This is a genomic window from Nostoc sp. EspVER01, from assembly GCF_034530635.1.
In the GTDB taxonomy this organism is placed as follows: Bacteria; Cyanobacteriota; Cyanobacteriia; order Cyanobacteriales; family Nostocaceae; genus Nostoc.
In genome coordinates, this window is record NZ_JAVRCS010000004.1 from 178,604 (window position 1) to 205,544 (window position 26,941).

At 42.5% G+C, this 26,941-nt stretch carries 19 protein-coding genes and 1 pseudogene; 16 read left to right on the forward strand and 4 right to left on the reverse strand.

The window, feature by feature from the left end:
* Positions 1 to 39: 39 nt before the first annotated feature.
* Positions 40 to 738, reverse strand: a complete 699-nt coding sequence (locus RMX69_RS05530; protein WP_322636749.1) for an EthD domain-containing protein — start codon at positions 736 to 738, stop codon at positions 40 to 42.
* A gap of 1,136 nt (positions 739 to 1,874) precedes the next feature.
* Between RMX69_RS05530 and RMX69_RS05535 the strand changes: the two genes are divergently transcribed.
* From RMX69_RS05535 to RMX69_RS05595, 13 genes and pseudogenes are all read left to right on the forward strand, one after another.
* On the forward strand, positions 1,875 to 2,507 hold the full coding sequence (locus RMX69_RS05535) for an NADPH-dependent F420 reductase (protein ID WP_322636750.1): 633 nt from the start codon (positions 1,875 to 1,877) through the stop codon (positions 2,505 to 2,507).
* A 170-nt stretch (positions 2,508 to 2,677) separates the two neighbouring features.
* A complete protein-coding gene (locus RMX69_RS05540; RefSeq protein ID WP_322636751.1) occupies positions 2,678 to 3,688 on the forward strand; it encodes an NAD(P)-dependent alcohol dehydrogenase in 1,011 nt (336 codons plus the stop codon).
* Positions 3,689 to 3,893: 205 nt separating this feature from the next.
* Positions 3,894 to 5,261 (forward strand): ATP-binding protein, encoded by a 1,368-nt coding sequence (locus RMX69_RS05545; RefSeq protein ID WP_322636752.1) that lies wholly within the window; start codon positions 3,894 to 3,896, stop codon positions 5,259 to 5,261.
* A gap of 570 nt (positions 5,262 to 5,831) precedes the next feature.
* A complete protein-coding gene (locus tag RMX69_RS05550) occupies positions 5,832 to 6,845 on the forward strand; it encodes a zinc-dependent alcohol dehydrogenase family protein (RefSeq protein WP_289797840.1) in 1,014 nt (337 codons plus the stop codon).
* Between the two features lie 169 nt (positions 6,846 to 7,014).
* Complete coding sequence (locus RMX69_RS05555) at positions 7,015 to 7,824, forward strand: MIP/aquaporin family protein (RefSeq protein WP_289797841.1); 810 nt, start codon at positions 7,015 to 7,017, stop codon at positions 7,822 to 7,824.
* Between the two features lie 429 nt (positions 7,825 to 8,253).
* Positions 8,254 to 9,027, forward strand: a complete 774-nt coding sequence (locus RMX69_RS05560) for a glucose 1-dehydrogenase (RefSeq protein ID WP_322636753.1) — start codon at positions 8,254 to 8,256, stop codon at positions 9,025 to 9,027.
* 133 nt (positions 9,028 to 9,160) lie between these two features.
* A pseudogene (locus RMX69_RS05565) lies at positions 9,161 to 9,487 on the forward strand (amylo-alpha-1,6-glucosidase); the annotation flags it as partial.
* A gap of 124 nt (positions 9,488 to 9,611) precedes the next feature.
* On the forward strand, positions 9,612 to 12,272 hold the full coding sequence (locus RMX69_RS05570) for an MGH1-like glycoside hydrolase domain-containing protein (RefSeq protein ID WP_322636754.1): 2,661 nt from the start codon (positions 9,612 to 9,614) through the stop codon (positions 12,270 to 12,272).
* Positions 12,273 to 13,241: 969 nt separating this feature from the next.
* Positions 13,242 to 15,407 (forward strand): glycogen debranching protein GlgX, encoded by a 2,166-nt coding sequence (gene glgX, locus RMX69_RS05575; protein ID WP_289797845.1) that lies wholly within the window; start codon positions 13,242 to 13,244, stop codon positions 15,405 to 15,407.
* Entirely contained in the window at positions 15,400 to 17,571 is a 2,172-nt protein-coding gene (locus RMX69_RS05580; RefSeq protein ID WP_322636755.1) for an AGE family epimerase/isomerase, read from the forward strand. Before glgX ends, RMX69_RS05580 begins: the two co-directional genes overlap by 8 nt.
* A gap of 564 nt (positions 17,572 to 18,135) precedes the next feature.
* Positions 18,136 to 19,797, forward strand: a complete 1,662-nt coding sequence (locus RMX69_RS05585) for an FAD-dependent oxidoreductase (protein ID WP_289797847.1) — start codon at positions 18,136 to 18,138, stop codon at positions 19,795 to 19,797.
* Between the two features lie 2 nt (positions 19,798 to 19,799).
* Positions 19,800 to 21,260: an ATP-binding protein gene (locus RMX69_RS05590; protein WP_322636756.1), complete on the forward strand. Its 1,461-nt coding sequence runs from the start codon at positions 19,800 to 19,802 to the stop codon at positions 21,258 to 21,260.
* 16 nt (positions 21,261 to 21,276) lie between these two features.
* Positions 21,277 to 22,452 carry a low temperature requirement protein A gene (locus RMX69_RS05595; RefSeq protein ID WP_289800039.1) on the forward strand — a complete coding sequence of 392 codons (1,176 nt, stop codon included), beginning with the start codon at positions 21,277 to 21,279 and terminating at the stop codon, positions 22,450 to 22,452.
* 480 nt (positions 22,453 to 22,932) lie between these two features.
* Here the strand turns inward: RMX69_RS05595 and RMX69_RS05600 are convergent, their stop codons facing one another.
* Entirely contained in the window at positions 22,933 to 23,418 is a 486-nt protein-coding gene (locus tag RMX69_RS05600) for a molybdenum cofactor biosynthesis protein MoaE (RefSeq protein ID WP_289797850.1), read from the reverse strand.
* Between the two features lie 75 nt (positions 23,419 to 23,493).
* Here RMX69_RS05600 and RMX69_RS05605 point away from each other — a divergent pair, with 75 nt between their 5' ends.
* Positions 23,494 to 23,682, forward strand: a complete 189-nt coding sequence (locus RMX69_RS05605; RefSeq protein ID WP_322636757.1) for a response regulator — start codon at positions 23,494 to 23,496, stop codon at positions 23,680 to 23,682.
* On the opposite strand, the gene RMX69_RS05610 is transcribed toward RMX69_RS05605, so the two are convergent.
* Positions 23,679 to 24,095, reverse strand: coding sequence for a KTSC domain-containing protein (locus tag RMX69_RS05610; protein ID WP_289797851.1), 417 nt, complete (start codon positions 24,093 to 24,095; stop codon positions 23,679 to 23,681). The two genes, RMX69_RS05605 and RMX69_RS05610, sit on opposite strands and share 4 nt — an antisense overlap.
* A gap of 515 nt (positions 24,096 to 24,610) precedes the next feature.
* On the opposite strand from RMX69_RS05610, the gene RMX69_RS05615 reads away from it, so the two are divergent.
* Positions 24,611 to 25,003, forward strand: a complete 393-nt coding sequence (locus RMX69_RS05615; RefSeq protein ID WP_322636758.1) for a hypothetical protein — start codon at positions 24,611 to 24,613, stop codon at positions 25,001 to 25,003.
* A 241-nt stretch (positions 25,004 to 25,244) separates the two neighbouring features.
* Positions 25,245 to 26,210 carry a tetratricopeptide repeat protein gene (locus RMX69_RS05620; RefSeq protein WP_322636759.1) on the forward strand — a complete coding sequence of 322 codons (966 nt, stop codon included), beginning with the start codon at positions 25,245 to 25,247 and terminating at the stop codon, positions 26,208 to 26,210.
* 35 nt (positions 26,211 to 26,245) lie between these two features.
* Here the strand turns inward: RMX69_RS05620 and RMX69_RS05625 are convergent, their stop codons facing one another.
* Entirely contained in the window at positions 26,246 to 26,821 is a 576-nt protein-coding gene (locus RMX69_RS05625) for a DUF411 domain-containing protein (protein ID WP_322636760.1), read from the reverse strand.
* Positions 26,822 to 26,941: the final 120 nt, after the last annotated feature.

Consider the following 26,941-nt stretch of genomic DNA (forward strand, 5'->3'; position numbering starts at 1 on the left):
TTACCTTAATTCACATACTTTAACTTTTGCCAACGTATATTAGTAGACTGGCTCTCCAGCAGCCCAGTACTCATTAGTAACAAAGCGAAAAATATATTTAGGTTCAACAAAGTTTTCCATATCTGGCATAACTTTATCTTGATACTCTGGCGACTTCATCATTTTTTCAATTGCCTGCGTGTCGTCAAACCAAATTTGCTCAACACCGTCAAAACTAGATTCACCAATTGCATAAAAATAATCTTGTACATGGCATTGAACATAACGTCGTATACCAGGTAGATTCAGTACAAGGGAGCTATGAGTTTCCAGCCAATATTGGCGAAATTCAGCCAATGACATACCAGGTTTACGCTTCAGTAGAATAAACATTTTGACTAAGCTAGATTCTTGTTTGAGTGCGTCTTTTTCCTTCAGTACATAATCTTTTGTATCCAAAACGAATATTTGCCAGAATGCAACAAAGTTAGGTTCATCGGGTCTAGCTCCTTGTATATACTCTTTAGACTGAATTGCCTCTAGCATTGCATTCTCATTTTCAAACCAACTTTCACTTACTCCACCACTAAAAAGATCATTTCCTTGGTCTTCTAAAAAGGGAATTTTAAAAGAGATAAGGTAAGGCTTTAGGTGAGGCATTTTTATTGCTAGAGGTACATGATTTTCCTTCCAGTGACGTTGAAATTCTTCTTCGGTTATTCCTGGCTTAGGAGGAACAAAAATCATTCGATGAATCATAATATGGTTTCCTTATTAAGTAAATTGTTGCTATTTCAGAATAATTAATGATGTCAATAGATACTCATTTCAAGTCAAAAATGATGCATTTATGCGTCTGAATGCGGATTTTCGGCTTTTGGAATTTGTTTGATATTCTTTTAAGAGGATCAACAAAGATAAGAACACTTAGACTTACAGCACTTCCGTTAGCTATGAGGTACATCCTAAAATCTGAAAGCTTTGATAGGAGAGGACAAGAAGAAAAACCGTATTGCATAATAGCCGGAAGCGCTGTAAATAAGGTTTGTACTTTTGTTATTAGAAATAGCAAACAAGCTTTATAATCCAATCTAAGTTAGCAAAAGCACCTTTTTAAACATAAGTGATTTTTCTAAAATGACACATAATTTTACTCTGAACGTTTTAAATTTTAGAGAGCAAAAAGCACCACTACAAGGGTAAATATTTAGGGTCAAGTTTGGATTTTTTCGATATTAAAATTAGATTGATTACACGCCGGAGTAAAAAAAACTATAAAATCTATTGAAGATATATTTGTTTGCAATAGGTCTCGTTGTTTTGGAATTAGCTTACCAATGACAAAATTTACTAGAGAAAATTAGATTAGCAGACTACTAGCAAAAGAATACAAACTATTTATGAAATATCCACCCTTGTTATAATGCTTGGTGCTTATTAAACTTATAGCGTTTCCCTCTTCTAAGAAACAAGGCAGGAGGCAGGAGGTCACTGAGCGTAGCCGAAGTGAGGCAGAAGGCAAGAGGATTAGACTTGTTTCTTCCATCCATAACGGAAGCGAGCGCGTCCGTAAACAGCTTTTGTCAAAGTGGAAAAACCCAATCGCTAAAAGCTTTTCGCAGCTTTACTTTTCACCTTTTGGCTATAGATTTTAATTTATATTAGAAAATAAAGCCTCAAACCTTTGTGAAATAAAAGTTCCAGAGCCTGATTTAGATTATTGTTTTCTGAAAGTGACAGAAGCTGTTTACGAGCGATCGCCCGTAATGGATGTAAAGAAACAGAAATATTTCTTAGAAAAGGGATATTCATCAATAGTCAGCCTTTAGAGCTTTGTCTATGCTCAGAAAAGCTACCAAAAAAAGTTAGGAAATTAGTCAGTTGGAGGTAACTGTGTGAATATTGGCATTATCGGTTCAGGAAATATCGGAGGCAGTCTAGGTAATATCTGGGCAAAGAAGGGTCACAAAGTTATGTTTAGCGGCTCGCGCGATCGGCAGAAACTGCAAGAGGTAGCCAAGTCTGCCGGTGAAAATGCCAGCATAGGTAGTGTGGCAGAAGCGGCACAGTTTGGCGAAGTAATTCTCCTTGCTGTACCCTGGCTCGCAGTTGAAGACGCTCTTGCTTGTACCGGGACAATTGAAGGGAAAATCCTGATCGACAGCACGAACCCAATTGAGTCAAATTGTAGCGGTCTTTTGGTGGGATGGACAAATTCTGGCGGCGAAGAGGTAGCCAAGCATGTAAAAGGTGCTCGGGTTGTCAAGGCTTTCAACATTGTTGCAGCCAGCATATTTCAGAGCGAATCCCGGCTGTTTGGCTCGGAGCGAGCAGTCCTCTTCTACTGCGGTGACGACAAAGTAGCTAAGATCGTAGTCGCTTCTTTGATTGAAGACGTTGGGTTTGAGCCGATGGATGTAGGACCACTGAGCAGTGCACGGTTTTTAGAACCAATGGAACAATTGTATGAGCAAATTGTGAAGTCAGGTGTCACGAAGGAATTTGCGTTCACGTTAGCCCGTCGTTGAAGAATTGATACTCCCCTCCTTGAAAGGGTATTTGTCAATCAAAAACTGCCATTGCTGTGCTAAATAGTGATTTTTTGTGATTGGACAACTCTTAACTTAAGGCTTCACCACTTACTAGCAAGACAGCCTAAAAATAGAAAATACTGACAGCATCTTGAAGGAGATAACTTATGAAGGCATATGTAATTAAAGACACATTTGGCATAGATTCTCTCATCTTTACAGAGCGACCTGAGCCAATTCCTGGCCCTAATCAATTGCTCATCAAGTTGCGGGCAGTTTCACTGAACGCCCGTGACTTGATGGTTGTGAAAGGCGTATACACTCCTATTAAACCCTTACCTCTGATTCCTGTCTCTGATGGTGTTGGAGAAGTGATTGCAGTTGGAGAAGGTGTTACGCGTGTAAAGATCGGAGATCGGGTGGCTAGCATCTTCATGCAGAAGTGGCTTGCTGGTAAATTGACAGCAGAAAAGGCTCAGTCTGACTTGGGCGGATCGCAAGATGGGATGTTAGTGGAGTATGCGGTACTGCATGAGGATGGTGTTGTGCATGTACCTGAACATCTGTCAGATGAGGAAGCTGCTACACTACCTTGTGCAGGAGTTACAGCTTGGCACGCCCTGATTACAGAGGGTGACGTGAAAGCAGGAGAAACTGTACTCTTGCAAGGCACGGGAGGCGTCTCTATGTTCGCCTTGCAGTTTGCCAAAATTGCAGGTGCACGTGTAATTGTGACATCAAGTAGCGACGAAAAGTTGGAGCGAGTACGTCAGTTGGGAGCTTCCGATGAGATTAACTACAAGCGGACACCGAACTGGGATGAAAAAGCCCGGGAACTTACCGGAGGCGTCGGTCTAGACCACATCATGGAAGTAGGCGGTGCTGGAACTTTTGCAAAGTCTCTGCGTGCAGTTCGTCTTGGTGGTCAGATTAGCTTGATCGGTGTTCTCACGGGTATGGCGGCAGATTTAAATATCGTCCCAATTGTTCAGCAGAACGTGCGGGTTCAGGGAATACACGTCGGTCATCGTGATATGTTCGAGGATATGAATCGGGCGATCGCACAGCATCAGTTACGACCGATAGTAGATCGAGTATTTTCCTTTGATGAGACACCTGAAGCATTTGAGTATATGGAAAAAGGTGCACACTTCGGCAAAATTTGTATCCGCTTTTAATGTCTTGAAAGAGTGTCGTTGTAGCGGTGGGTGAGGGCGCAATGGCGGTTCCATTTATCTACAGGACTTACGCACAGGTCACGGAAAATCAAACCACAGAGAACGCAGATAACACAGAGGAATAAGAGTTAGAGAGGTTTTTTGCGTAAGTCCTAATCTATTTTAGCAAGATTTAAGCATGATAGACTTACAAAGTTTACGCCAGGTGTCCCTCTTTGCGCAGTTAAATGATCAGGATCTCCACTGGTTAGCAGAACACGGTAGCGACCTATGGCTAGAACCAGGTAAGAAATTCCCAAAAGAAGGAGAGCGTGCTGATTATTTTTACGTCCTTTTAGAAGGCAAGCTTCGGATCACGAAAAATTTCGGCGGTCACGAGATGTATTTGGCTACTTACGAACCTGGAACCCCCTTTGGTGAGGTTCCTTTGTTTACAAACAAGCCTTACCTTGCTAGTGCTTGTGCTTTGCAGGAAAGCCATCTCTTCCGATTGAACAAAGACGCTTTTTGGGAAATGCTTACCAATCTTCCTTCGATTACCCGTAATCTTCTGAACATCATGGGGGAACGAATGCAAGTCCTAGAGTCAACCTCACAACAACGTGAAAAACTTGTTGCACTTGGCACGTTGGCGGCTGGTCTTGCCCATGAAATGAATAATCCTGCTGCTGCTAGTTGTCGAGCTGCCGAGCAATTACAAGAAACCCTTGAAAGGTTGTCATCATTCGCACTCAAGCTCAGTCAACAGCCGATAACTAAAGAGCAAATGGCGTATATTGTGAACTTACAGCACCACACGATCAAGCGTGCCACACCAGCGCCTTACATTGATTCACTAACACAGAGCGACCTAGAAAACGAGGTTGCAGACTGGCTAAAGACGCACAGCGTAGATGATGTATGGAAACTCACTCCAGCCCTAGTACAAGCTGGGCTAAACACTGAATGGCTAGACACTTTTGTAGAACATGTAACTGCCGACTTGTTAAGCGATGCCCTGAAATGGCTTGAGGCAACACTAACAGGAGTTGAACTTTTAAACGAAATCGAGCAAAGCACGACACGCATTTCTAAGCTAATCAAGGCGGTTAAGGATTACTCGTATATGGATCAGGCTCCACTACAGCAAGTGGATGTGCATGAGGGGCTGCAAAGTACGCTGGCAATTCTCGGTTACAAGCTTAAAAGAAGCGTGGTTGTAACCCGCCAGTACGATCTAAGCTTGCCCAGGATCTATGCTTATGGCAGTCAACTCAACCAAGTATGGACTAACCTAATTGACAATGCCATCAATGCGATCCAAGGAAATGGGCAGATTTGGATACGCACATCAAGAGAAAATGACAGCTTGCTAGTGGAGATTACCGACAATGGAGCCGGAATTCCGCCTGAGATTCATTCACGCATTTTCGAGCCATTTTTCACAACTAAGGGAGTAGGAGAAGGCACAGGTTTGGGTCTGCATATCGCCTACCGCATTGTTGTTACACACCATCAAGGTGACATCAGCTTCATTTCCCAACCTGGATGTACTTGTTTTCAGGTTCGCTTACCTATAGAACAATCACACTAGTAGTCTGCCAACCCAAAAATGTGCTTGTGAGGACTGGGAAAAGGGTAAGGGATTTAAACCCTTTCCCCCTTCCCCTTTACCCTTTACCCCGCCAAGTGAACTTGCCAGACTACTAGAACCACTGGCGCGATCGCTTATCAAATATCCAAAGTTTTATACTTCTGGAATAGCACCACAAAATACAACCTTGTCCCAAAAAATTGTCCCTTGTAACTATGTTTCATAACTTGTAGACTGAACGCATAGTCATGGCAAACGGATCTTAACTTAGAAACGCCCAATCATTAAGGATTGTAGACCTGAAAATATTTATCCTCATCTACCAATGTTTGAAGGGAGCAGTCTGAGCATTGCGATGGTTTATGTGACAACTTCCAACAAAAAAGAAGAGTTTGCCAGTGAGGATGAGCGCTTCTTTTTAGGTAATAACAGCATAAAGGAAGTTCTTGGTGGAAGCTTATAGCAGTTAGCAGTCAGTATTCAGCCTTAAACAAGCTGTTTGTCAGGTTGCAATGTATTTTTTTGAACTACGAAGAAAATTTCTGACACACAAAAAGGAGCAAGTTGAAAATGAAAGCATATGAAGTTCAAAATGTCGCTGGAGTGAATCAATTTAAGCGGACTGAATTACCACAACCAAGCCCCGGTTGTAGACAAGTCCTAATCAAAGTAAAGGCAGTTTCTATCAATGACCGAGATCGGATGATTGCCAAAGGTGTATATCCGTTCGCTTTAAGTTTGCCATTAATTCCTCTAAGCGATGGAGTGGGAGAAGTCGTAGCCTTGGGCGATGGTGTGACACGGGTAAAACTAGGCGATCGCGTCTGTGGAAACTTTGTCCAAAAATGGGTTTCTGGAGAACTAAGCGAGTGGATGACCAAGTTTACCCTTGGTTCGATATTACCGGGCTTGTTGGCAGAATATGCTGTTTTAGATGAAGAATCACTAGTGCAAGTACCAGAACACCTCACCGACGAAGAAGCTGCTACGCTACCCTCTGCTGCTCTCACCGCGTGGCACTCACTCTTGACAGAAGGGGGACTACAAGCTGGTGATACAGTTCTTTTACAAGGCACATCTGCTGTTTCACTGTTTGCTTTGCAATTTGCCCATTTTGCGGGTGCAAGAGTCATTATCACCTCCAGTAGTGACGCCAAACTGTCACGTGTCAAGGAGTTGGGCGCATCAGATGTCATCAACTACAAACAAACCCCTGATTGGGAGGAGCAGGTATTGCAGTTAACTCAAGGACGTGGTGTTGATTACGTAGTTGAAATGAGTGGTGGTGCTTCCTTGGCTAAGTCAATGCAAGTGGTACGTTTAGGTGGAACGATTCTCATGGTAGGAGCACAAGCGGTTTCAGATGCCGGAATTAATGCATTACAATTCATTCTCGGCCGCATCCGATTACGTGGCATTTTGACTCCTGGACATCGTGAATCTTTTGAAGCTATGAACCGTGCTATTAGCATCGCTAAACTCCGTCCTATCGTCGATAGTGTCTTTGAGTTTGAGCAAGCCCAAGAAGCGTTTGATTACATGAATCAAGGCAAGTACTTTGGCAAGATTAGCATTAGAGTGTAGGAAGTATAGCGGTTACTTCGGATTACTGCAAAAAACTGGGATGCTCCTGTGTTACTTAACTTTTTCATAAAAACCAAATTGGCATTATGATAAGAACCTCTGCACTATTTTCTAATCATTTAATTGGTGGTTGATATATTCTTCTAGTCTAAAAAGCAGAAATAAACTCATGAATGCTTTCAAAAATTGGAAAACCCTTAACTGGTCTGAATATGGTGCAGAGTTGGTGGGAACTGCTTTTAATCTCTTGATTGGATTCAGTATCATCACCTTCAATTTTGGCAAAGGCTTACCTATGGAGCATCTCATCCCGGCAGTGAGTCCTCGTTTATTAATTAATGGTGTGATCTTTGCTGGAAGTGGTGCATTATTTAGTATTTCACCTTTAGGTAAACTTAGTGGGGCGCACCTCAACCCATGTTTATCATTAGCGTTCTGGTTGCAAGGCAAAATGCATAAACATGACTTAATTGGATATATTTTTGGTCAATTTATTGGCGCTATTCTGGGCACATCTTTAGCATTAGCTTTGTGGAAAAATTATCTGGTCAGCGTCAATTATTGTATCACTTCACCTGGAATAGGTTATCCATTGTGGTATGTATTTCTAGCTGAAGTTTTCATGACATTTCTGTTAGTTCTGTCTATCTTTATCTTCTTGAGTCATCATCATTTATTGCGCTGGACACCTTTAATGGTATGGCTTCTAGTGGCAACTATGGTGTGGCTGGGAGCGCCCATTTCTGGTACTAGTTTGAATACAGCACGCAGCATTGGCCCTGCTTTATTAGCATGGTCTTGGCAAAACCAATGGCTTTATTGTATTGCATCTCCATTAGGAGCATTAGTTGCCGTAAAAATTTTTGACCTAATAGCTATGGGTGAACGCGAAGTCCTGACAGGGAAACTTTTTCATGTTCCCAACTATCGTTGTATTTTTAAAAATGTTAAAGTACCACATCTACCAAAGCATGGGTAAATTTAACCTAGAAACAACAAACTTGGTATCAAAGCTTGACTAGCAAAAAATCTGGCAGATATCCCTCTTCTATTACTTTCAACAGAGAATAATCTATAAGCTTGATTGGTTTCTACTTTCGTAACAAATAAGTCACAATTATACGATGCTGCAAAGCAGCTAGCGCGATCGCACAATTCCTCACTATATCTGAGGCTCACTAAAGGGAGGTATTTTTTCTCCTTCGAGTGACAAAACAGGGATATAGAAGAATTTAGTAGTCAAAAGTCAAAATTTGTAAAGAATCTAGTCAGATTGATAGATTCATTCAGCAAATATTTTCCTGATTCTTAAACTATTTTGACTTTTGAATTCTGACAAATATTCTTTTAGTTGAAAGTCATTTATCAACCTTAGAAAACATCAAAATACTCTAAAAGGAGAAAGTCAATGAAGAAACTAGAAGGTAAGGTAGCTTTAGTAACAGGTAGTAGCGGAGGAATTGGTCAAGCTATTGCTGTACATCTCGCTGAACAAGGTGCAGATGTTGTGATTGATTACCGCTCTCATCCTGAAGGCGCTCAAGAAACTCTGTCGAAGGTAGAAGCAGCTGGTAGCAAAGGTTTAACTGTTAAAGCTGATTTAAGTGTAATTAGTGATATTCGTCAACTTATAGACCAGGGTATTCAATACTTTGGCAAGTTAGACATTCTTGTGAACAATGCTGGTATTGATGGTAGAAATGCTGATTTCTGGAACATCACCGAAGCCGACTATGATGCAGTCATCGATCTCAACCTCAAAGGTACATTTTTTGCCACTCAAGCGATAGTGCAGCACTTCATAGAAACCAAGCGAACTGGCAAAATCATTAATATTAGCTCCACTCATGAGGAAATAGCATTTCCCCACTTCACCGGCTATTGTGCCAGTAAAGGTGGCGTAAAAATGATGATGCGTAACCTAGCCGTTGAGCTTGGGCCTTTGGGAATTACAATTAACAACGTGGCTCCTGGAGCAATTGAGACACCAATCAATAGTAAGCTGTTAAATGACCCCGAAAAATTAGCAGCACTGTTAAAAAACATTCCCTTGGGTCGCTTAGGTAAGCCAGAAGATATCGCACCTATAGTTAGCTTCTTAGCCTCAGCCGATGCTGATTACATCACAGGCGCAACCTTCTATGTAGATGGAGGATTGAGCCGGAACTATCATGAGCAATAGGTAAGCTAGAACACTAGTAGTCTGTCAACCCAAAAATGTTAGGTGGAGGTTGGGTAAAGGTTAAAGGGAAAAGGGTAAGGGATAAAAAACCTTTTTCCTTTCCCCTTCCCCATGAATTACGAATTACGAATTACGAATTGGTATTACCTCCCACGGTATACGCAGTCTTGACCCCAATCACCTACAATATCAAGGTTACTATGGTGGAGATCAGCTTCAGCGAGATAGTGTTTATCACCAGGGAACGATTTGGGGCTGGCTGATTGGGCAATTTGTTTTAGCCCACCTACGTGTTTTCAATGATCCAGCCCAAGCTCGGAGTCTACTTGAGCCAATGGCTAATCATCTATGCGATCGCGGCGTAAGTAGTCTCAGCGAAATTTTTGATGGCGATGAGCCACTCACTCCACGAGGTTGTATTGCTCAAGCCTGGACGGTGGCGGAAGTTCTTAGCGACTAGATAGCAACACAACCTACCACAGAAAATTTTGAGTTTTAAGTTTTGCAGTCAGAGAAAAAGTATTATTTAAGACATTCAAAACAACCTTGTGCTAAAGATTTTTAATCCAAAATCCAAAATCCCTATGACTCAAGAAGAAGCAAGATTAGCAGCAGATCGCGATCGCACCGCTTATTGGAAACGATGGGGTTCTTACCTGAGTGAACGGCAGTGGGGAACAGTGCGCGAAGACTATAGCCCTAATGGTACCGCCTGGGAATTCTTTCCCCACGACCATGCCCGCTCCCGCGCCTATCGCTGGGGAGAAGATGGAATTGCGGGAATTTCCGATAATCATCAGCGACTATGTTTTGCGATCGCTCTCTGGAATGGTGAGGATGAAATTCTCAAAGAGAGGCTTTTCGGTCTCACAGGAAATCAGGGGAATCACGGGGAAGATGTTAAAGAATACTACTTCTATCTGGATAATACCCCGACTCATTCCTATATGAAATATCTTTATAAATATCCCCAAGCAGCTTTCCCATACAGTCAGCTCGTAGAAGAAAATCGGTGCAGAGGTCGCCAAAACTCGGAGTTTGAATTAATCAACACAGGTATATTTGACCAAGACCGTTATTTTGATGTATTTGTTGAATACGCCAAGGCTTCACCCGACGACATTTTGATTCAAATCACTGTGATTAACCGAGGACCGGAAGCAAAAACGTTGCATTTATTACCAACGCTTTGGTTTCGCAACACCTGGTCTTGGACTGGTAATCAACAAGAAAAGCCGTGGTTAAAAATTAGCCAATCTAACTCTGACCTCAGCACCATCGAAGCTTATCACCCCTCTTTAGAAACTCGATGGCTGTACTGTAATGAAACTCCAGAACTACTATTTACAGAAAATGAGACTAATAATCAAAGATTGTTTGGGGTCAACAATGCTTCGCCATACGTTAAAGATGGAATAAATAATTATGTAGTGAATGAGGAAAAAACAGGGGTCAATCCCAATCGGATCGGCACTAAATTTGCAGCTCGTTACCAATTAGAAATTGGTGCAGGCGAAACCAAGACAGTGCGATTACGATTAAGTGACGCGCAAAATTTAATTGCACCATTCGGTACGGAATTTGATACAGTTTGGCAAGAGCGCCAGCGCGAGGCAGATGAATTTTATCAGCGAATTTGTCCGTTGCCGATGTTAGAAGACAGGCGGAATGTGCAGCGGCAAGCATTTGCTGGAATGTTATGGAGCAAACAATTTTACTACTATGTAGCCGACCAATGGCTAAAAGGCGATCCAGCTGGGCCGACGCCGCCAGCATCACGGCTCAATGGCAGAAACCATGAATGGTTTCATGTATTTAACGACGATGTACTTTCCATGCCCGACAAATGGGAATATCCTTGGTTTGCGGCTTGGGATTTAGCTTTTCATGTAATTCCGCTCTCGATGATTGATCCCGACTTTGCCAAGCTGCAACTGAGTCGCTTGACACGAGAGTGGTATATGCATCCTAACGGCCAGCTACCGGCTTATGAATGGGCTTTTGGTGATGTCAATCCGCCCGTTCATGCCTGGGCAGCATGGCAAGTTTATCAGATTGAGCAAAAAATCTATGGTCGTGCAGATAAAAAATTTCTGGAGAGCGTCTTTCAAAAATTACTGCTGAACTTTACTTGGTGGGTTAACCGGAAAGATTTTGAGGGTAAGAATATCTTTCAGGGTGGCTTTCTAGGCATGGATAATATTGGTGTCTTTGATCGCAGTGTTCAACTACCAACTGGTGGATATCTGCAACAAGCAGATGGTACAAGTTGGATGGCGATGTATTCTCTGAATATGCTAACGATCGCCTTAGAATTAGCAAAAGAAAATTCTGCCTATGAAGATATCGCCAGCAAGTTTTTCGAGCATTTCTTGTACATTGCTGATGCGATGAACGGCGTTGGTGATGCCGAAATAGCGCTATGGGATGAAACTGATGGTTTTTACTACGATGCTCTACATTTACCAGATAGTCATCAATTCCCGATGAAAGTGCGATCGCTGGTGGGGCTAATTCCATTATGTGCCGTGAGCATTTTAGAATCAGAAACCTTAGATCAGCTCCCAGGCTTTAGAGAGCGGACGCAATGGTTTCTGAAAAATCGCCCCGATCTGACCCGAAATATTGCTTGTATGCAGAAAGAAGGTATCGGTGAGCGCCGACTGCTAGCGATCGCCTATCCAGATAAACTCCGTCGCATCCTAGAAAAAATGTTAGATGCAACAGAATTTTTCGGACCTTATGGTATTCGCTCTGTTTCTAAAGTTCATGCATCCGATCCTTACGTTTTAACAGTAGATGGCCGGGAGTATCGAGTTGATTATGAACCTGCTGAGTCTAGTACAGGGATGTTTGGCGGTAATTCCAACTGGCGTGGGCCAATTTGGTTTCCCATTAATTATCTACTCCTAGAATCACTACAAAAGTTCTATCGCTACTTTGGAGACGATTTCAAAGTTGAGTGTCCCACCAGTTCAGGTCAAATGATGACGCTCAAGGAAGTATCAATTGAATTAGCTCAAAGACTAATCCAAATTTTTCTCACAGATGCTTCTGGTAAACGACCTTTTTATGGTGGAACAGATAAATTTCAAACTGACCCAAATTGGCGTGACCTGATTCTGTTCAATGAATACTTTCATGGAGATAATGGCGCTGGTATTGGTGCTAGTCATCAAACTGGTTGGACAGGTTTAATCGCCAAATTAATCCAGCAATGTGCAGAACAGGTTTTGTCAGAATAAAACTTCGTTGTAATATCATGTCCGCTTGATTGCTTATTAAACCCGAAGAACCCCACCTCGCCAAAGCTGCGCTTTGTCTCCCCTCCCCGCCTGCGGGGAGGGGGTTGAGTTATTTTATTATGGGTAATTTGGCGGACATTATATCACTCAATGCAGTTCAGATACAGCACTTTGCAAGTAAATGAAGTATACCCCTCCCCCACCCTCTCCTTGCAAAGGCTACGGTGTATACACAAGTCCTAAAAACTTTGACTTTCCTCGTTCCCAGGCTCCGCCTGGGAATGCATTCATTGAGTCTCTGATATCATGTCCGCATAATTAGTTATGCTAACCACAGTCATTGCACCCCACACGCCAGTCGCTCATGGGGGAAACCCCCAAGACCGCGCTGGCTCCCCTTAATCCCCTCCCCGCAAGCGGGGAGGGGAGACAAAGCGTAGCTTTGGCGGGGGTGGGGTTCTTCGGGTTTAATAAGCAATCAAGCGGACATGATATGACTCAATAATGGAAAATCAAGCTTTTTCTACTTGTGTGTACACCGTAGCCTTGCCATATTTAATATTTGAAAATGCTAGTCTTTACCTACTTATTTATTATCTAAAAAATACAAACATATCCCCAAAATTTAACCCTTGAAACTATACTATACACTCATTAATATTAACTCTTGTAAAGCAATTAATAGGCAATTAAATTTCCAGAATAGTTAGATTGGTGACTTATTTTTTCGCCAAGTTTACTCAACAATTACTTAAACCTAATCAAGAAAAAGATGGAAGAGTAGATAATACAAGCTACAAGCATGTTTGAAGGCAATATTGTAATGAAAATTTCATGAGTTATTTAACATAAAAATAGCCATTAATAAATTGCTAAACACATCATTGCAAAACACAATAAAGAATTTTTTAGTGGCTAAAATAGTGCTAAATGACTCATCAGTAAAATACTGTCAGGACAGAAAGACAAATGACTTTAACTACAGATAGATATCAGGTTGAACTAGCAATACCTGATTACCAGTTAGAATCGGGATGTTCACATCCTTTCGGTGCAGTACCAGACAAAGATGGAGTAAACTTTTCCCTCTTTTCAGAACATGCTACCTCTGTGGAACTCTTATTGTTTGATCGGGATGATGCTCCGCAGCCAACAAAAATTATTCAGTTAAACCCAAAGATTAATAAAACCTTCCACTTTTGGCATATCTATGTTAGAGGGTTAAAAGCGGGCGCTCACTATGCTTATCGAGTTAATGGTAATCCTGATTTACACCGAGCAGGACACCGCTTTAATAAGAATAAGGTACTACTTGACCCTTATGCTAGAGGAAACACCAACACTCTTTGGCAGCGCAACGATGCTTTAGGGACAAAAGATAACGTGACTACATCTATGCGTAGTGTAGTTATTGATATATCTGATTATGACTGGGAAGGCGATCGCCCGCTCAATCGCTCAATGAGTGACACCATCATTTATGAGGTACATGTTGGCGGATTTACCAAATCATCATCTTCCGGCTGCAAACACCCCGGCACTTTTTCTGGGATCATAGAGAAAATCCCTTACCTCAAAGAGTTAGGAATTACAGCGGTTGAACTCCTGCCAATATTTGACTTTGACGAAAAGAACATTCTTCGAGAAGTCAACGGTAAGGAACTAAAAGACTACTGGGGATATAACCCCCACAGTTACTTTGCTCCAGAAGCTTCATATTGTGCTTTTCCTGATGTTGGAAATCATATCAGAGAGTTTCGAGATTTGGTTAAGGCTTTACACAAAGAAGGAATTGAAGTCATTCTAGATGTAGTCTTTAACCACACCGACGAAGGCAACCATGAAGGCCCAACCATCAGTTTCAAAGGACTTTTTAATGATATCTTTTATCACCTAGTGCATGGGGATAAGCAGTACTACATGGACTACTCCGGGTGTGGCAATACTGTTAATTGCAACCATCCCATAGTAGAAAAGTTAATTGTAGATTGCCTGGAATTTTGGGTGAAAGAGATGCATGTTGATGGTTTCCGCTTTGATGAAGCCTCCATCCTATCTCGTAGCCAAGACGGAGTACCAATGATCCATCCGCCAGTGATTTGGCACATTGAAACATCAGAAACACTAGCTGACACCAAAATCATTGCCGAGGCTTGGGATGCCGGTGGGCTTTATCAAATTGGCGATTTCCCTGGATATCGTTGGGCAGAATGGAACGGACGTTTTCGAGATGATATCCGGCGCTTTGTCAAAGGAGATCCTGGAATGGTTGGAGCAGTTGCTTGGCGACTAGCTGGAAGTGCTGACTTATATCAATCAAGCAGACATTTACCCATTAACAGCATCAACTTTATTACTTGTCATGATGGGTTCACCCTCAATGATTTAGTTTCGTACAACCACAAGCACAATGAAGCCAATGGTGAAAACAATCGGGATGGTGTCAATGACAATTTGAGTTGGAATTGTGGGGTTGAAGGAGAAACTGACAATCCAGAAATTGATGCATTACGTCGGCGACAGATTAAGAATTTTGCAGCCATTCTCATGCTCTCTCTAGGTGTACCCATGCTTGTGGCTGGTGATGAAGTTAGACGTACCCAAAAAGGTAACAATAACGCTTACTGCCAAGATAACGAAATTAGTTGGTTAGATTGGAACCTTGCCGAGAAGAACGCTGATATTTTCAGGTTCTTCAAAGGGATGATTAATTTACGCAAATCCTACTGCCATTCTGCCTTACGTCGGAGTTATTTTTTCACTGGTGAAGTTAACGAACGTGGGTTGGCAGACATTTCTTGGCATGGTTGTAAGTTGTTTGAACCAGGTTGGCAAGACTCTCATGCTAGAGTTCTCGCATTGACTGTTGGCGGCTTTGAAGGAGAAGCAGATATTCATATCATGCTCAACATGTATTGGGAGGATCTCGACTTTGAAATTCCTTCTATGAAAGGAAGAAGATGGTGCAGAGTCGTAGATACTGCTCTTCCTTCGCCAATGGATATTGCAGAGCCAGGGGAAGAAACTATAGTTTCAAGTAACGTCTATCGTGTTAAAGAGCGTAGCGTTGTTGTTTTGATTTCTAAATGGTTTCCAGTTAATGAATTTCCAATTCGGAGTGAATTCAATGACTAACATAGGCTTTTCGTTTTCGGATTTGATTGCTGGGTATGTTATCGGTTTTGATTCAGGTAAAGGAGATTTTGGTACTTTTGAACTTAAAACCTCAGATGGCAGGAAATTTAAAGTAGCATTGACATCAATGACCTATGCTGAACTAGTACGCAATTTAGATGAGCCTTTCTTTGATTGCACTAGCCAAATAAGTTCAATGCTCGTTCCAAATTGCTATCTTTTCGCCTATGGCATTTTTTATCCTGAAGCAGGTGAACATAAATTTGAAGCTAAACACATAGTTTTTCTGGGTAGAACAGAAAATGAGTATCTTTTTGAAAGACCAGATTGGTGGGTCAAGCAGATACGAAGCCTTGGCGATTTTTACCTCAAAGCTCAGTTTGAAGATGGCGAAATTGATTATCGAAAATATCGCACAGGTATCGGTTTAGTTGGTTCCAAAGAAGATAGTAATCGTCAGGAAACTGACACCATTTCTCGCCTAGTTTACGGTTTTGCTACAGCCTACATGATGACTGGGGACGATCGCTATCTTGAAGCTGCGGAAAAAGGTACTGAATATCTGCGCCAACACATGCGTTTTCTAGATGAAGGCGAAGGAATTTGCTATTGGTACCATGCTGTTGATGTGAACCCAGGTGGTAGCGAACAGAAAATATTCTCCTCAGAATTTGGGGATGATTATGACGCTATTCCAGCTTACGAGCAAATTTATGCCCTAGCTGGCCCCACCCAAACCTATCGGATAACAGGCGATCCCCGCATCATCAAAGATATCGAGTTGACGATTAATCTGTTTGACAAGTATTTCTTGGACAAGACAGAGAAAGGAGGATTTTTCTCTCACATCGATCCGATTACTCTCAGCCCCCACGCTCAGACTCTAGGCCACAATCGGGCCAAGAAGAACTGGAACTCGGTAGGTGATCATGCTCCGGCTTATTTGATCAATCTTTGGCTAGCGACTGGCAAAGAAGAATACGCAAATTTCTTGGAGTACACCTTCGACACCATTGAAAAGCGGTTCCCAGATTATGACCATAGCCCATTTGTCCAAGAACGTTTTTATGAGGACTGGACTCACGATACAACTTGGGGATGGCAGCAGAATCGAGCAGTTGTAGGTCATAACCTGAAAATTGCTTGGAACTTAATGCGGATGAACCACCTGAAACCAAAAGAAAACTATGTGGCTCTGGCAGAAAAGATTGCAGAAATCATGCCAGCAGTCGGTAGCGACCAACAGCGTGGTGGGTGGTACGATGTCGTGGAACGCACCTTAAAACCAGGGCAAGAGGTACACCGCTTTGTCTGGCATAATCGGAAAGCTTGGTGGCAACAGGAACAAGCTATCTTAGCCTACCTGATCTTAAATGGCTCACTTGATAAACCTGAGTATCAACGCCAAGCCCGTGAAGCGGCAGCTTTCTATAATGCTTGGTTCCTCGATTACGTAGCTGGGGGTATCTACTTCAATGTTCTGTCCAATGGGATTCCCTACTTGTTAGGAACGGAACGAGGCAAGGGGAGCCACTCAATGAGCGGTTATCACTCGTTTGAGTTGGCCTACTTAGCTTGCGTTTATACAAATTTGCTGATTAATAAACAGCCAATGGATTTGTACTTCAAACCAAAGCCGGGTGGCTTTAAGGACAACATTCTGCGAGTTGCACCAGATATCTTACCACCAGGCAGTGTACGGATTGGCGATGTATGGATCAATGGGCAAAGGTATGCCGATTTTGATGCTGCAAACCTGACGGTAAAACTGCCGATTACTCAAGACGATCTCAAAGTTAGAGTCAGGCTTCTCCCGACTCAAGTATCTTTCGACGCAACGCTGTTAGAAGTGAGTAATGGTACTGCTAAAATCTCCTTAACTGGGTTATTGGATGCCAATGGTGTGGTACATTTTCAGGAAGCGATCGCCAAAGCTACAGAACAGCCAATCAATCGTCTAGTCTTACTGCTACAAGAATTAGAATGTATTACTACTGCTGGTCTGAGGTCTCTGATTTTAACTAAGCAAAAACTGGGTTCTCATGTTGAACTCTATATAGTTGGGGCACCAGAGAACGTGAAACAATTCCTGATGATGAGTGCATTTTGCGACAGCGTAACTGTTTTGGATCAGTATGAAACTGCTGAGATGGCTAGTGTGTAGATTGCGTTGAAAGACGTTTTAGTAGTCCTAAAAATTGGATAGCAAATACACAGTTTCAACAAAGAGAGTAGAGTTTATCCAAAGCTATTAGGACTAGGCTCAATACAGTTCGGTTAAGGAAAGTTATTTGTTAAAATGAGTAAAGGGAGCAGGGGGAGCGGGGGGTCTGGGGAAGTTTTTCTCCCTGCACTCCTAGCCTCCCTTACTTATTCAAAGAGTATTGGGACTATGCTTTGTCTTTGACACAACTGCAACTAAATTCTGTATAAAAATACTAAATCTGTTTAGTAGAATTCATCTCAAAACCTTGTACAGAGTTGGCTTTGCATTTGAGAAAAAATCTATTGGAAGGGGTAAAACTTAGACTATCTTCCCTTGTGGCAAAGATATTTTCCATCAAAAGCTACTCAGGACTCTTGGCTGTATTGTTGTTATATAACAACCGATTTTAAAGCCTGAACCCTAACAAAAGTGTCAGTCAATAGTTCTAAATATAGTCATAAGACACTCAAGGCTTAGGATGAGGCAAATAATTACAAATATCATCCCCAGAAAGGAGCTATTTTGGTTAATCCTGTACTACTTACTGTTGACGATGACCCCGGAGTTCTACGAGTCATAGAGCGAGATCTCCGACATGAGTATGGCGATCGCTTTCGGGTACTACGAGCCAACTCAGGTGCAAATGCTTTAAGAGTATTGCAACAGGTAAAATTACGTAACGAAACAGTTGCGCTCTGTGTAGTAGACCAGCGGATGCCACAAATGTCGGGCGTGCAGTTCCTGGAACAGGCTATGCAAATTTTCCCGTCTGCAAAACGAGTTTTACTAACAGCTTATGCAGACACCGATGCTGCTATCTCTGCGATAAATACAGCAAAGATTGATTACTATCTTCTCAAACCTTGGGAGCCGCCACAAGACCTTCTGTATCCAGCTCTGAGCGATTTATTAGACGATTGGATTTCGTCATACCGCCCACCCTTTGAAGGTATCCGCGTTATTGGCTCTCGTTGGTCGCCCAAGAGTCATCACATTAAGGACTTCTTGGCCCGCAACTATATGCCTTATCAGTGGTTGGACATTGAGGTAGAAGAAGAAGCGCGTGAGTGGGTTAGATATGCTCAATGTAATACCGCGCATTTGCCACTAGTAGTTTGCCCTGACGGTTCGTATCTCATACAGCCAACGCACGCCGAAATTGCTGAAAAAATCGGGTTGAAGATGCAGGCCCAAATGCCCTTTTACGATTTGGCGATCGTGGGGGCTGGACCAGCTGGTTTAGCAGCAGCAGTCTATGGAGCTTCTGAAGGTCTACGCACAGTATTGATTGAAAAAGAAGCTCCAGGGGGTCAAGCAGGGACGAGTTCCCGGATCGAGAACTATTTAGGCTTTCCCCAAGGAATTCCTGGATCGGAATTAGCTCGCCGCGCCGTTACTCAAGCTAAACGATTCGGAGTAGAGATTCTCTCGCCTCAAGAGGTAATTGACATTCGCTTGCAAGATTGTTATCGCATCATTAAGCTGAAAGATGGGACAGAATTAAGCTGTTACGCATTGCTGATTGCGACAGGTGTTTCATATCGTAAGCTTAATGTGCCTGGGATTGAGAATGTGACTGGGGCCGGTGTATACTACGGTGCGGCAATGACCGAAGCACTCTCCTGCCAAAATGAAGATGTTTATGTAGTTGGCGGAGCTAACTCAGCCGGGCAGGCTGCGGTGTACATTTCTAAGTATGCTCGCCGTGTGACTATATTGGTACGCGGCAACTCACTGGCTACAAGTATGTCAAAGTACTTGATAGACCAAATCTTAGCAACAGACAATATCACGGTACGGTTTCACTCTCACATTGTCGAGGTTCATGGCCAGACTAACCTAGAAGCAATTACGATCGCTGACACTAAAACCCACGAAAAGGAAACTATTCCCACAAAGTTGCTGTTCATTTTAATTGGCGCCAACCCACACACTGATTGGCTGGCTGGAATTGTGGACAGAGACGAACAAGGGTTTATCTTAACTGGGCCAAGCTTGATACCCGATAAACGATGTTCAAAGGCATGGAAACTGGATCGCCAACCCTTTCTGCTGGAATCGAGTGTACCAGGCATATTTGTAGCTGGAGATGTGCGTAATGGGTCTGTGAAGCGAGTTGCTTCTGGCGTCGGAGAGGGTGCGATCGCTATTCAGTTCATCCATCAATATCTCAGTAAGGTGTAATTATGTTAGATGCTTTGCGTCAAGTGTCACTTTTTGCACAATTGACAGATGAGCAATTGCAATGGTTATCTGAACACGGCTGCGAACTATGTCTGGTTTCGGGAGAATACATAGCCATTGAGGGAGAACCACTAGACTATTTCTATGTACTGATCGAAGGCGAAATTGAGTTTACTAAAAAGGTCGGCAATGCAGAAAAACACGTCATGAGTTTTGGTGCTGGAACATATACAGGTCATGAGTTGATTTTATTAGATGTTCCTCACTATCTTCTCAACGTGCGTGCCGTGAAACCGAGTTATATGTTGAAATGGCACACAGATACTTTCTGGGAAATGCTGACAACCTGTCCGTCGATTACACGTGACCTTTTAATCATCACGGCACAACGGGTGCAAATGTTGGAATCTATGTCACAACACCACCAAAAGCTAATTGCACTGGGTACTTTAGCAGCTGGACTAGCCCACGAGTTAAACAACCCAGCAACAGCCGTTGTTCGAGGTGGGAAGCACTTGCAGAAAATCTTTCAACAATTGCCATACCTTGGACTCCAACTCAATCACAGGCAGATGACAAAAGAACAACTGTTGTTTCTTGACAACTTGTTGCACTCAGTAATTGTACGTGCCAAAACACCCTGCGACTTAGAAAATTTACTTGCGCAGAGCGATCGCGAACAAGAAGTGACAGCCTGGCTGGATTTACACAACGTGCCTGATGGCTGGAAAATTGTTTCTTCCTTAGTCCGGGGAGGACTGGATACTCAATCCCTGGATACTATTGTGGAGCATTTACCCCCAGGATCACTCGCTGAAGTTCTAGCTTGGCTCGAGGCCACACTCACAGGAATTGAGTTGTTGGACGAAATTGACCAAAGTTCGGGGCGCATTTCCGAACTGGTCAAAGCTATTAAAGAGTACTCCTATATGGATCAGGCTCCGATGCAGGAGGTGGATATACACCAGGGAGTTGAAAGTACGCTGACTATTCTTGGTCATAAGCTCAAGGGTGGCATTAGTCTAACGCGCGATTATGACCGGAGCCTACCACTAATCTTGGTGTATGGTAGCGAACTCAACCAGGTATGGACGAACTTGATTGACAATGCGATTGATGCAATGAGTGGACAAGGACAAATCAGGATTCGCACAGCACGAGAAAATAAGTGTGTGCTAGTAGAAATTGCCAACAATGGTCCAGCCATTCCGCCAGAGATCCAAGAGCGGATATTCGAGCCTTTCTTTACCACCAAGGGGGTGGGTCAGGGAACAGGCTTAGGTCTAGTGATTAGTTACCGAATTGTTGAAAAGCATAAAGGCGAGATCCGCTTGTTCTCCGAACCAGGAAACACCCGTTTTCAGGTTATTCTGCCCATATCTTTGGTTGAAAAAACATCTGAATGCCATCAATGCCAATTTATACCATCTGATGATACAACTATTCAATTTATACACAGTTGATTAAGGAGTGTGTGGGATGAATAAATGGTTGAAATCTCCTGAATTACGTATTAGTGAAGATAAGGAAGAAGAACGGCACGCGACGTGGTTGGAACTCTTTTTTGATCTATTTTTCGTAGTTGCGATTTCGGAACTTGCTCACAATTTGAATCGGGATGTATCACTATCGGGCTTCCTTGGCTTTTTGATGCTCTTTGTGCCGATTTGGTGGTCTTGGATTGGAGCTACGTTCTACGCCAATCTATTTGATACTGATGATTTGGGACACCGACTCCTGACCGCTTTACAAATGCTTGCAGTGGCGGCACTAGCTGTGAACGTACACGACGGGTTGGGTAAAAGTTCAGTTGGTTTCGCTCTTTCGTACGCTATTGCTCGGGTGTTGCTTGTCCTTGAGTTCTTACGTGCTGGAAAGCATATAGTTACAGCACGACCACTAACAACCCGAATCGTGAGCGGTTCTGGACTAGGGGCATTGCTTTGGCTGGTGTCGGCATTTGTACCAATACCACTGCGATTTGGGTTTTGGATCTTAGCGCTGACAGTAGAATTTGGAATAGTATTGACAGCAGGAAAGGCTGTGCATGTGGAACTGGCTCCCCACGCTTCACACTTGCCTGAGCGTTTTGGCTTATTTACCTTAATTGTGCTAGGCGAGGCAGTCTTAGCGGTAGTTAATGGGGTCGCACAACAGCAGTGGAATTTCTCATCAGCATATACTGCCGTGTTTGGCTTGACTATTGCTTTTAGTTTGTGGTGGCTGTATTTTGACAACCTTGGTGGTTCAGCAATCCAGGCTGCTCGTGCTTGCCGCCACATAAGAGCTTATCAGACTTGGGTCTATATGCACTTACCTTTGGTGATTGGTATTGCCGCTACCGGAGTTGGGGTGGAGCACGCTCTAGCAAGTGATACAGGTCTGGTACTGGCATCTGCTGAACGCTGGCTTATTTGCGCTAGCTTGGCGCTGTGCTTCTTTACCCTTGGAATCATCTATCTTACAGGTGTGAGCACTGACACCAGACTACGCTGCAAAGTCCGAGCGGGGTATCGCTTTGTGGCAGCAACTGTTATTCTGATTCTCGCTGTAGTTGGCGCGGGTTTGTCAGGTATGGAGTTGATTGGGCTTATAGCTGTGGTTGGTGCTGTTCAAATTATCCTCGAGCTGCGTCAGACTACTAGTTTTTTATAACAATACTTCGGACAAAATTAGGCAGCAATAACTCGGCAACCCGTACATCTGATCCCACTGTCTCTGTCAGGCACAGCGATCGCAACAAGGTGGGAAGTTAGGCAGTTAGTTACACCAGGAGCAAAGCGCACTCTCAATGTTACCAGCGAGCGATGCCTACGGCGGCAGTGCTACGCAACGTTGCATCAAGGACAGTCGCCTGTTCCATACCAATACCTTCACCACATATTTGGGTCTGAATCCTAAGGCTTCACGCAATGCTTTAAAGTAATGAGTTTCATAGTGGATGAAAAATGAGTATTTACTCATTACTCATTACTCATTACTTATTACTCATTACTCCTTCTTAAGAGCGCCTTTAGGTCGGTGAGGATGTCAAAATTCAATAGCTTTAAAAGCTGTAGCGCTTATCCCGCATAGCTTAGAGCTTTTCTTAGTGCCATTCCAATCTGACTCCTGATTTCTGAATTCTTCTTCAAATCAACAATTTTCTCCTGATGTTTCACACGCACCAATACTCACCCAGGTGCTAGAACCGTCTTGCCAATGTTCTTTCTTCCATATAGGGGCATTGTGTTTGAGCGTATCAATAGCATATTGGCAAGCTTCAAACGCCTCACTTCGATGAGGAGAACCCACAGCTACTAAAACGCTGATTTCCCCAACTTGCAAACGTCCAACACGATGATAAATCGCGACTCGATTCACATCAGGCATAGATAAGCGAATATCAGCAGCAATTTGATAAAATATCCGCAACGCCATTGGTTCATAAGCTTGATACTCTAGAGCAATCACAGGTTTACCATCGGTTTGATTGCGAACCATACCACTCATCACAACCACAGCACCATTGGCTGAATCGTCAGATTTGGCGTAGATTTCTTCCAGAGATAATGGCGCAAAGGTAATGGCAAAACTATCTTCGGCTCTTGGTTTAACAGCAGAGGTAAGTGTGGTTGTCATAACTGCGTTGATATTATATGGGTTTTTTCTATTGTCTCTGAAGAAAGCATTACTAGTCTATGTTGAGTGGCTAAGATGGATGGAGCAATTACCATTCGCACATTGCAAGATATAAATCCGCTTTTGCCGATTATTGCTGTAAGTGGACTAGTAAAAAGTGAAGAAGTACCGATCGATAAAACGGCTGAGTATACAGCCTTTTTACCTAAACCTTATACAACGCAAGAATTATTGAAAACCCTACATGCAGTTATTAGTCATTAATCTGCATGATCTAGACGATCGCACTCATATCTACCTTTAATCTCTTGATTGAAAAAGCTGCCAATTGAGTCCGAGGAATGTAAATCTTCCCAAGTATCCTCGTCTACGCCTAAGTACTGATAAACCGCTCCACTTTGAAACTCAACTTGCAAAATCTGTTCGTTGCGATCGTAGCCTACAGCCATAGCCATTGATGAGACAACTGGTAGCATGACGATTGGTTCTTCTTCAAAGGGTAATGCAGTCGTTTCGGCAATCGCTTCGTTGAGTTCTTGCAATCCTTCATAAGCTTGTATCGGTGCCGGAATTTCTAAAAACTCTAGTTCGTTGCCTCGATCGAGCAACAACTGCAAATATCCATCAGAATGAGCGATCGCTACTAAACTGCTCAAGTCTATCTTAGATAGCTTCATTTATTTTCTACTCTCCTATTGGCGTAGTCGGGAGTGGTAAAGTTTTATGCAATATCAAGCACTTCTATAGTACATTTATACTAAATAATCACTTAAGTGTCAAGTTTTTCTCCTAAGAGAGAATTTTAGGTATGTAGAGACGCTTTAGCAAAGCAGCACGCAGTGTTTTTCTCTGACATTCGGGGAAATACTTGTGATTAGGCTTGGGTGAATGAGCGTATTTGAGTCACCTGCCGCAGAAATCTCTGCTTTGTGAGGGGAACTCAACAGGCGAACTCAAAAATTGCATAAATGTTCAACTTGCCTCAGTTAAGTAGTTGAGAATTTCAACCAATCCTTGTTGTGTCTAGACTCAACTGAGTCTCTATTGCTGTTTGTATCACTCAATTAGCTCACCCTTTTGGGTGAGTCATAGATCAACCGATCAGATGACCTGACTGAAGGAAGTTGAGATTAATAATAAAGAGGACTCTATTACTAAGGAACACCGATTGCATTTTACCTAAGTATAACTTATGAAACTTACTACCTTAATAAATTCTGCACTGATTTTTGCTTCTATCACTCTTGTACCTGGAATCGCTGGCGCTCAAACAGCTACTACTAACAACAGTGAAACAATAGCTGTTAACTCTAATAATTTATCCACTAACGCGACTTCTGCGAATTACCTCCAGCCTTTTAATCTAGTTACTTTTGCTTATCAAGGAGGTCTGCAACAACACGGTATTCCTAGCGGAGAAGCGCTAGTACTTAAAACTCTGAATAAAAATATTCTTGCGAAAGATTTGGTTAAAGCTGCTGTGAATGCAGATAAATTACCATCACAAGTTTTAAACGATCAAAATTATTTAAGTGCTGTTAATTTAGAACTCAACGTATTACCAGATTATGCTGCTGCTGATTAATTTGATTTTTCTTGTATCTTTTGAGAAAGCTAAGTTTTTCAGTATGGTATATTTGTATGCTTGTTACTAAGGATAAATAAAAGCCTTTTATACATAGTGATTGCAGTGTATTAAAAGTATACAAGAAAGCTTGATATTGAAGAATAATTTCTAAATTTTGACATAAGTTATATTTATCCTGTGCTAAAGCCATAGAAAATTGTATAATCGACAGCTTATCGAGCAAAAATTTCTATAGAGAATGACAGAAGTAATAAGATCCGGGGGCCTAAATAATATTGAGTCCATTGAGTTTGAAGAGCAGTGCTTAGAAAAAGCCAGAGAAACAGGCGATCGCAATGCAGAAGTCATTTCTTTGGCAAGTTTGGGCAATGCTTACCAGTCACTAGGTGAGTACCACCTAGCAATTGAGTTTTATCAGCAGTGGTTAGATATAGCTAAAGAAATAGGCGATCGCTTAGAAGAAGCCAAATCTTTATCTGGGTTGGGTAACGCTTACCAATCACTGGGAAAATACCAGCGAGCGATTGAATTTTATCACCAGTGGTTAAGTATTACCAGGAAAATAGGCGATCGCACTGGGGAAGGCATTTGCTTGGGAAGTTTGGGTAATACTTATGAATACCTGGGTAAGTACGAGCAAGCGATTGAATTCTATCACCAGTGGTTGAGTATTACCAAGAAAACAGGCGATTGGACTGGGGAATGCATTTGCCTGGGAAGTTTGGGCAATACTTATGAATCATTGGGATCTTACCAACTAGCAATTGAATTTTACCAACAATGGTTAGGGCTGGCAAAATTCATCAGCGATGCCTACGGCGGGCAAAGCCAACGCAATGCTGAAAGCATGGCCTTGAGCGGATTGGGCAGTGCTTATAAGGCTTTAGGAAAGTACCAAAGGGCGTTGGATTTTTATCAGCAATCATTAGAGATTAGAAGGGATCTTAATGACCTAAATGGGGAAGCAAATGCCTGGTTTAATTTGGGTTTGGTATTAGAAAAAATCAATCGAGAATCAGAAGCGATGGCTGCCTTTTGCAATGCTCGTGAAATTTATCATGCAATGGGACTCGATGCCAGTCTGCAAGATTGTAACCATGCCATTGAGTTTCTTTCTCAAAATATTGCCAGCACACCATCTACTTTCTGGTTAAGGAGATGGTTAAGTCATTTGTCGCAGTTGATCAAAACTGGTTCTAAATAAAGAGTGGTGAGTTTCGAGTTAAAAGACCCTTTTAATCAGGACTCACCAGGATACTTATTGAATACTACTACTGAGTTCTTGCGATCAAAAGAAAGCACAGAAAACGGGTCTTTTCGATTCCCCATTTCCATCCCAGGAGTGCCTACAGGCATTTGAGGAACAGATAAACCAACAACATTTGGCTGTTCTCGAAGTAGACGTTTGATGTCGTCGGCTGGGACGTGTCCTTCAATTACATATCCATTAACAATTGCTGTGTGGCAAGATGACAAGTTATCCGGCACGTTGTACTTTTGTTTGACTGTTTCGATGTCAGTTGTTGAAAAATCTGTGATTTTAAAACCCTGTGCCTTTAAGTGATCAATCCACCCGCCACAACAGTTACAATCGGGACTGTGATATACAGTAGCATTTAGCACTGTTGATTTTGATGGTGTCTGTTGCTGCTGGATGTGCCTACTGCTAAAAACAGCTTGAGCATGACTCGTAGGAGCAGTGCTTCCTAAAATGCTCAACACTCCTAATGTTAGAACCACTATTTGCACAGTGGCAGACATCAAGATGGGAAGTAACCATTTTTGCCAGCAATAAATCAATTGTTTGTGCGACATCTGATACTTCCTAAATACAACATTGCTTCCAAAACACTCTGCGCTCCTGTGCGTTTAGAAAGACTACGATTTTACATAAAAGAGATATGAGTAAAATTAAATATGTGTTATCCATAACCC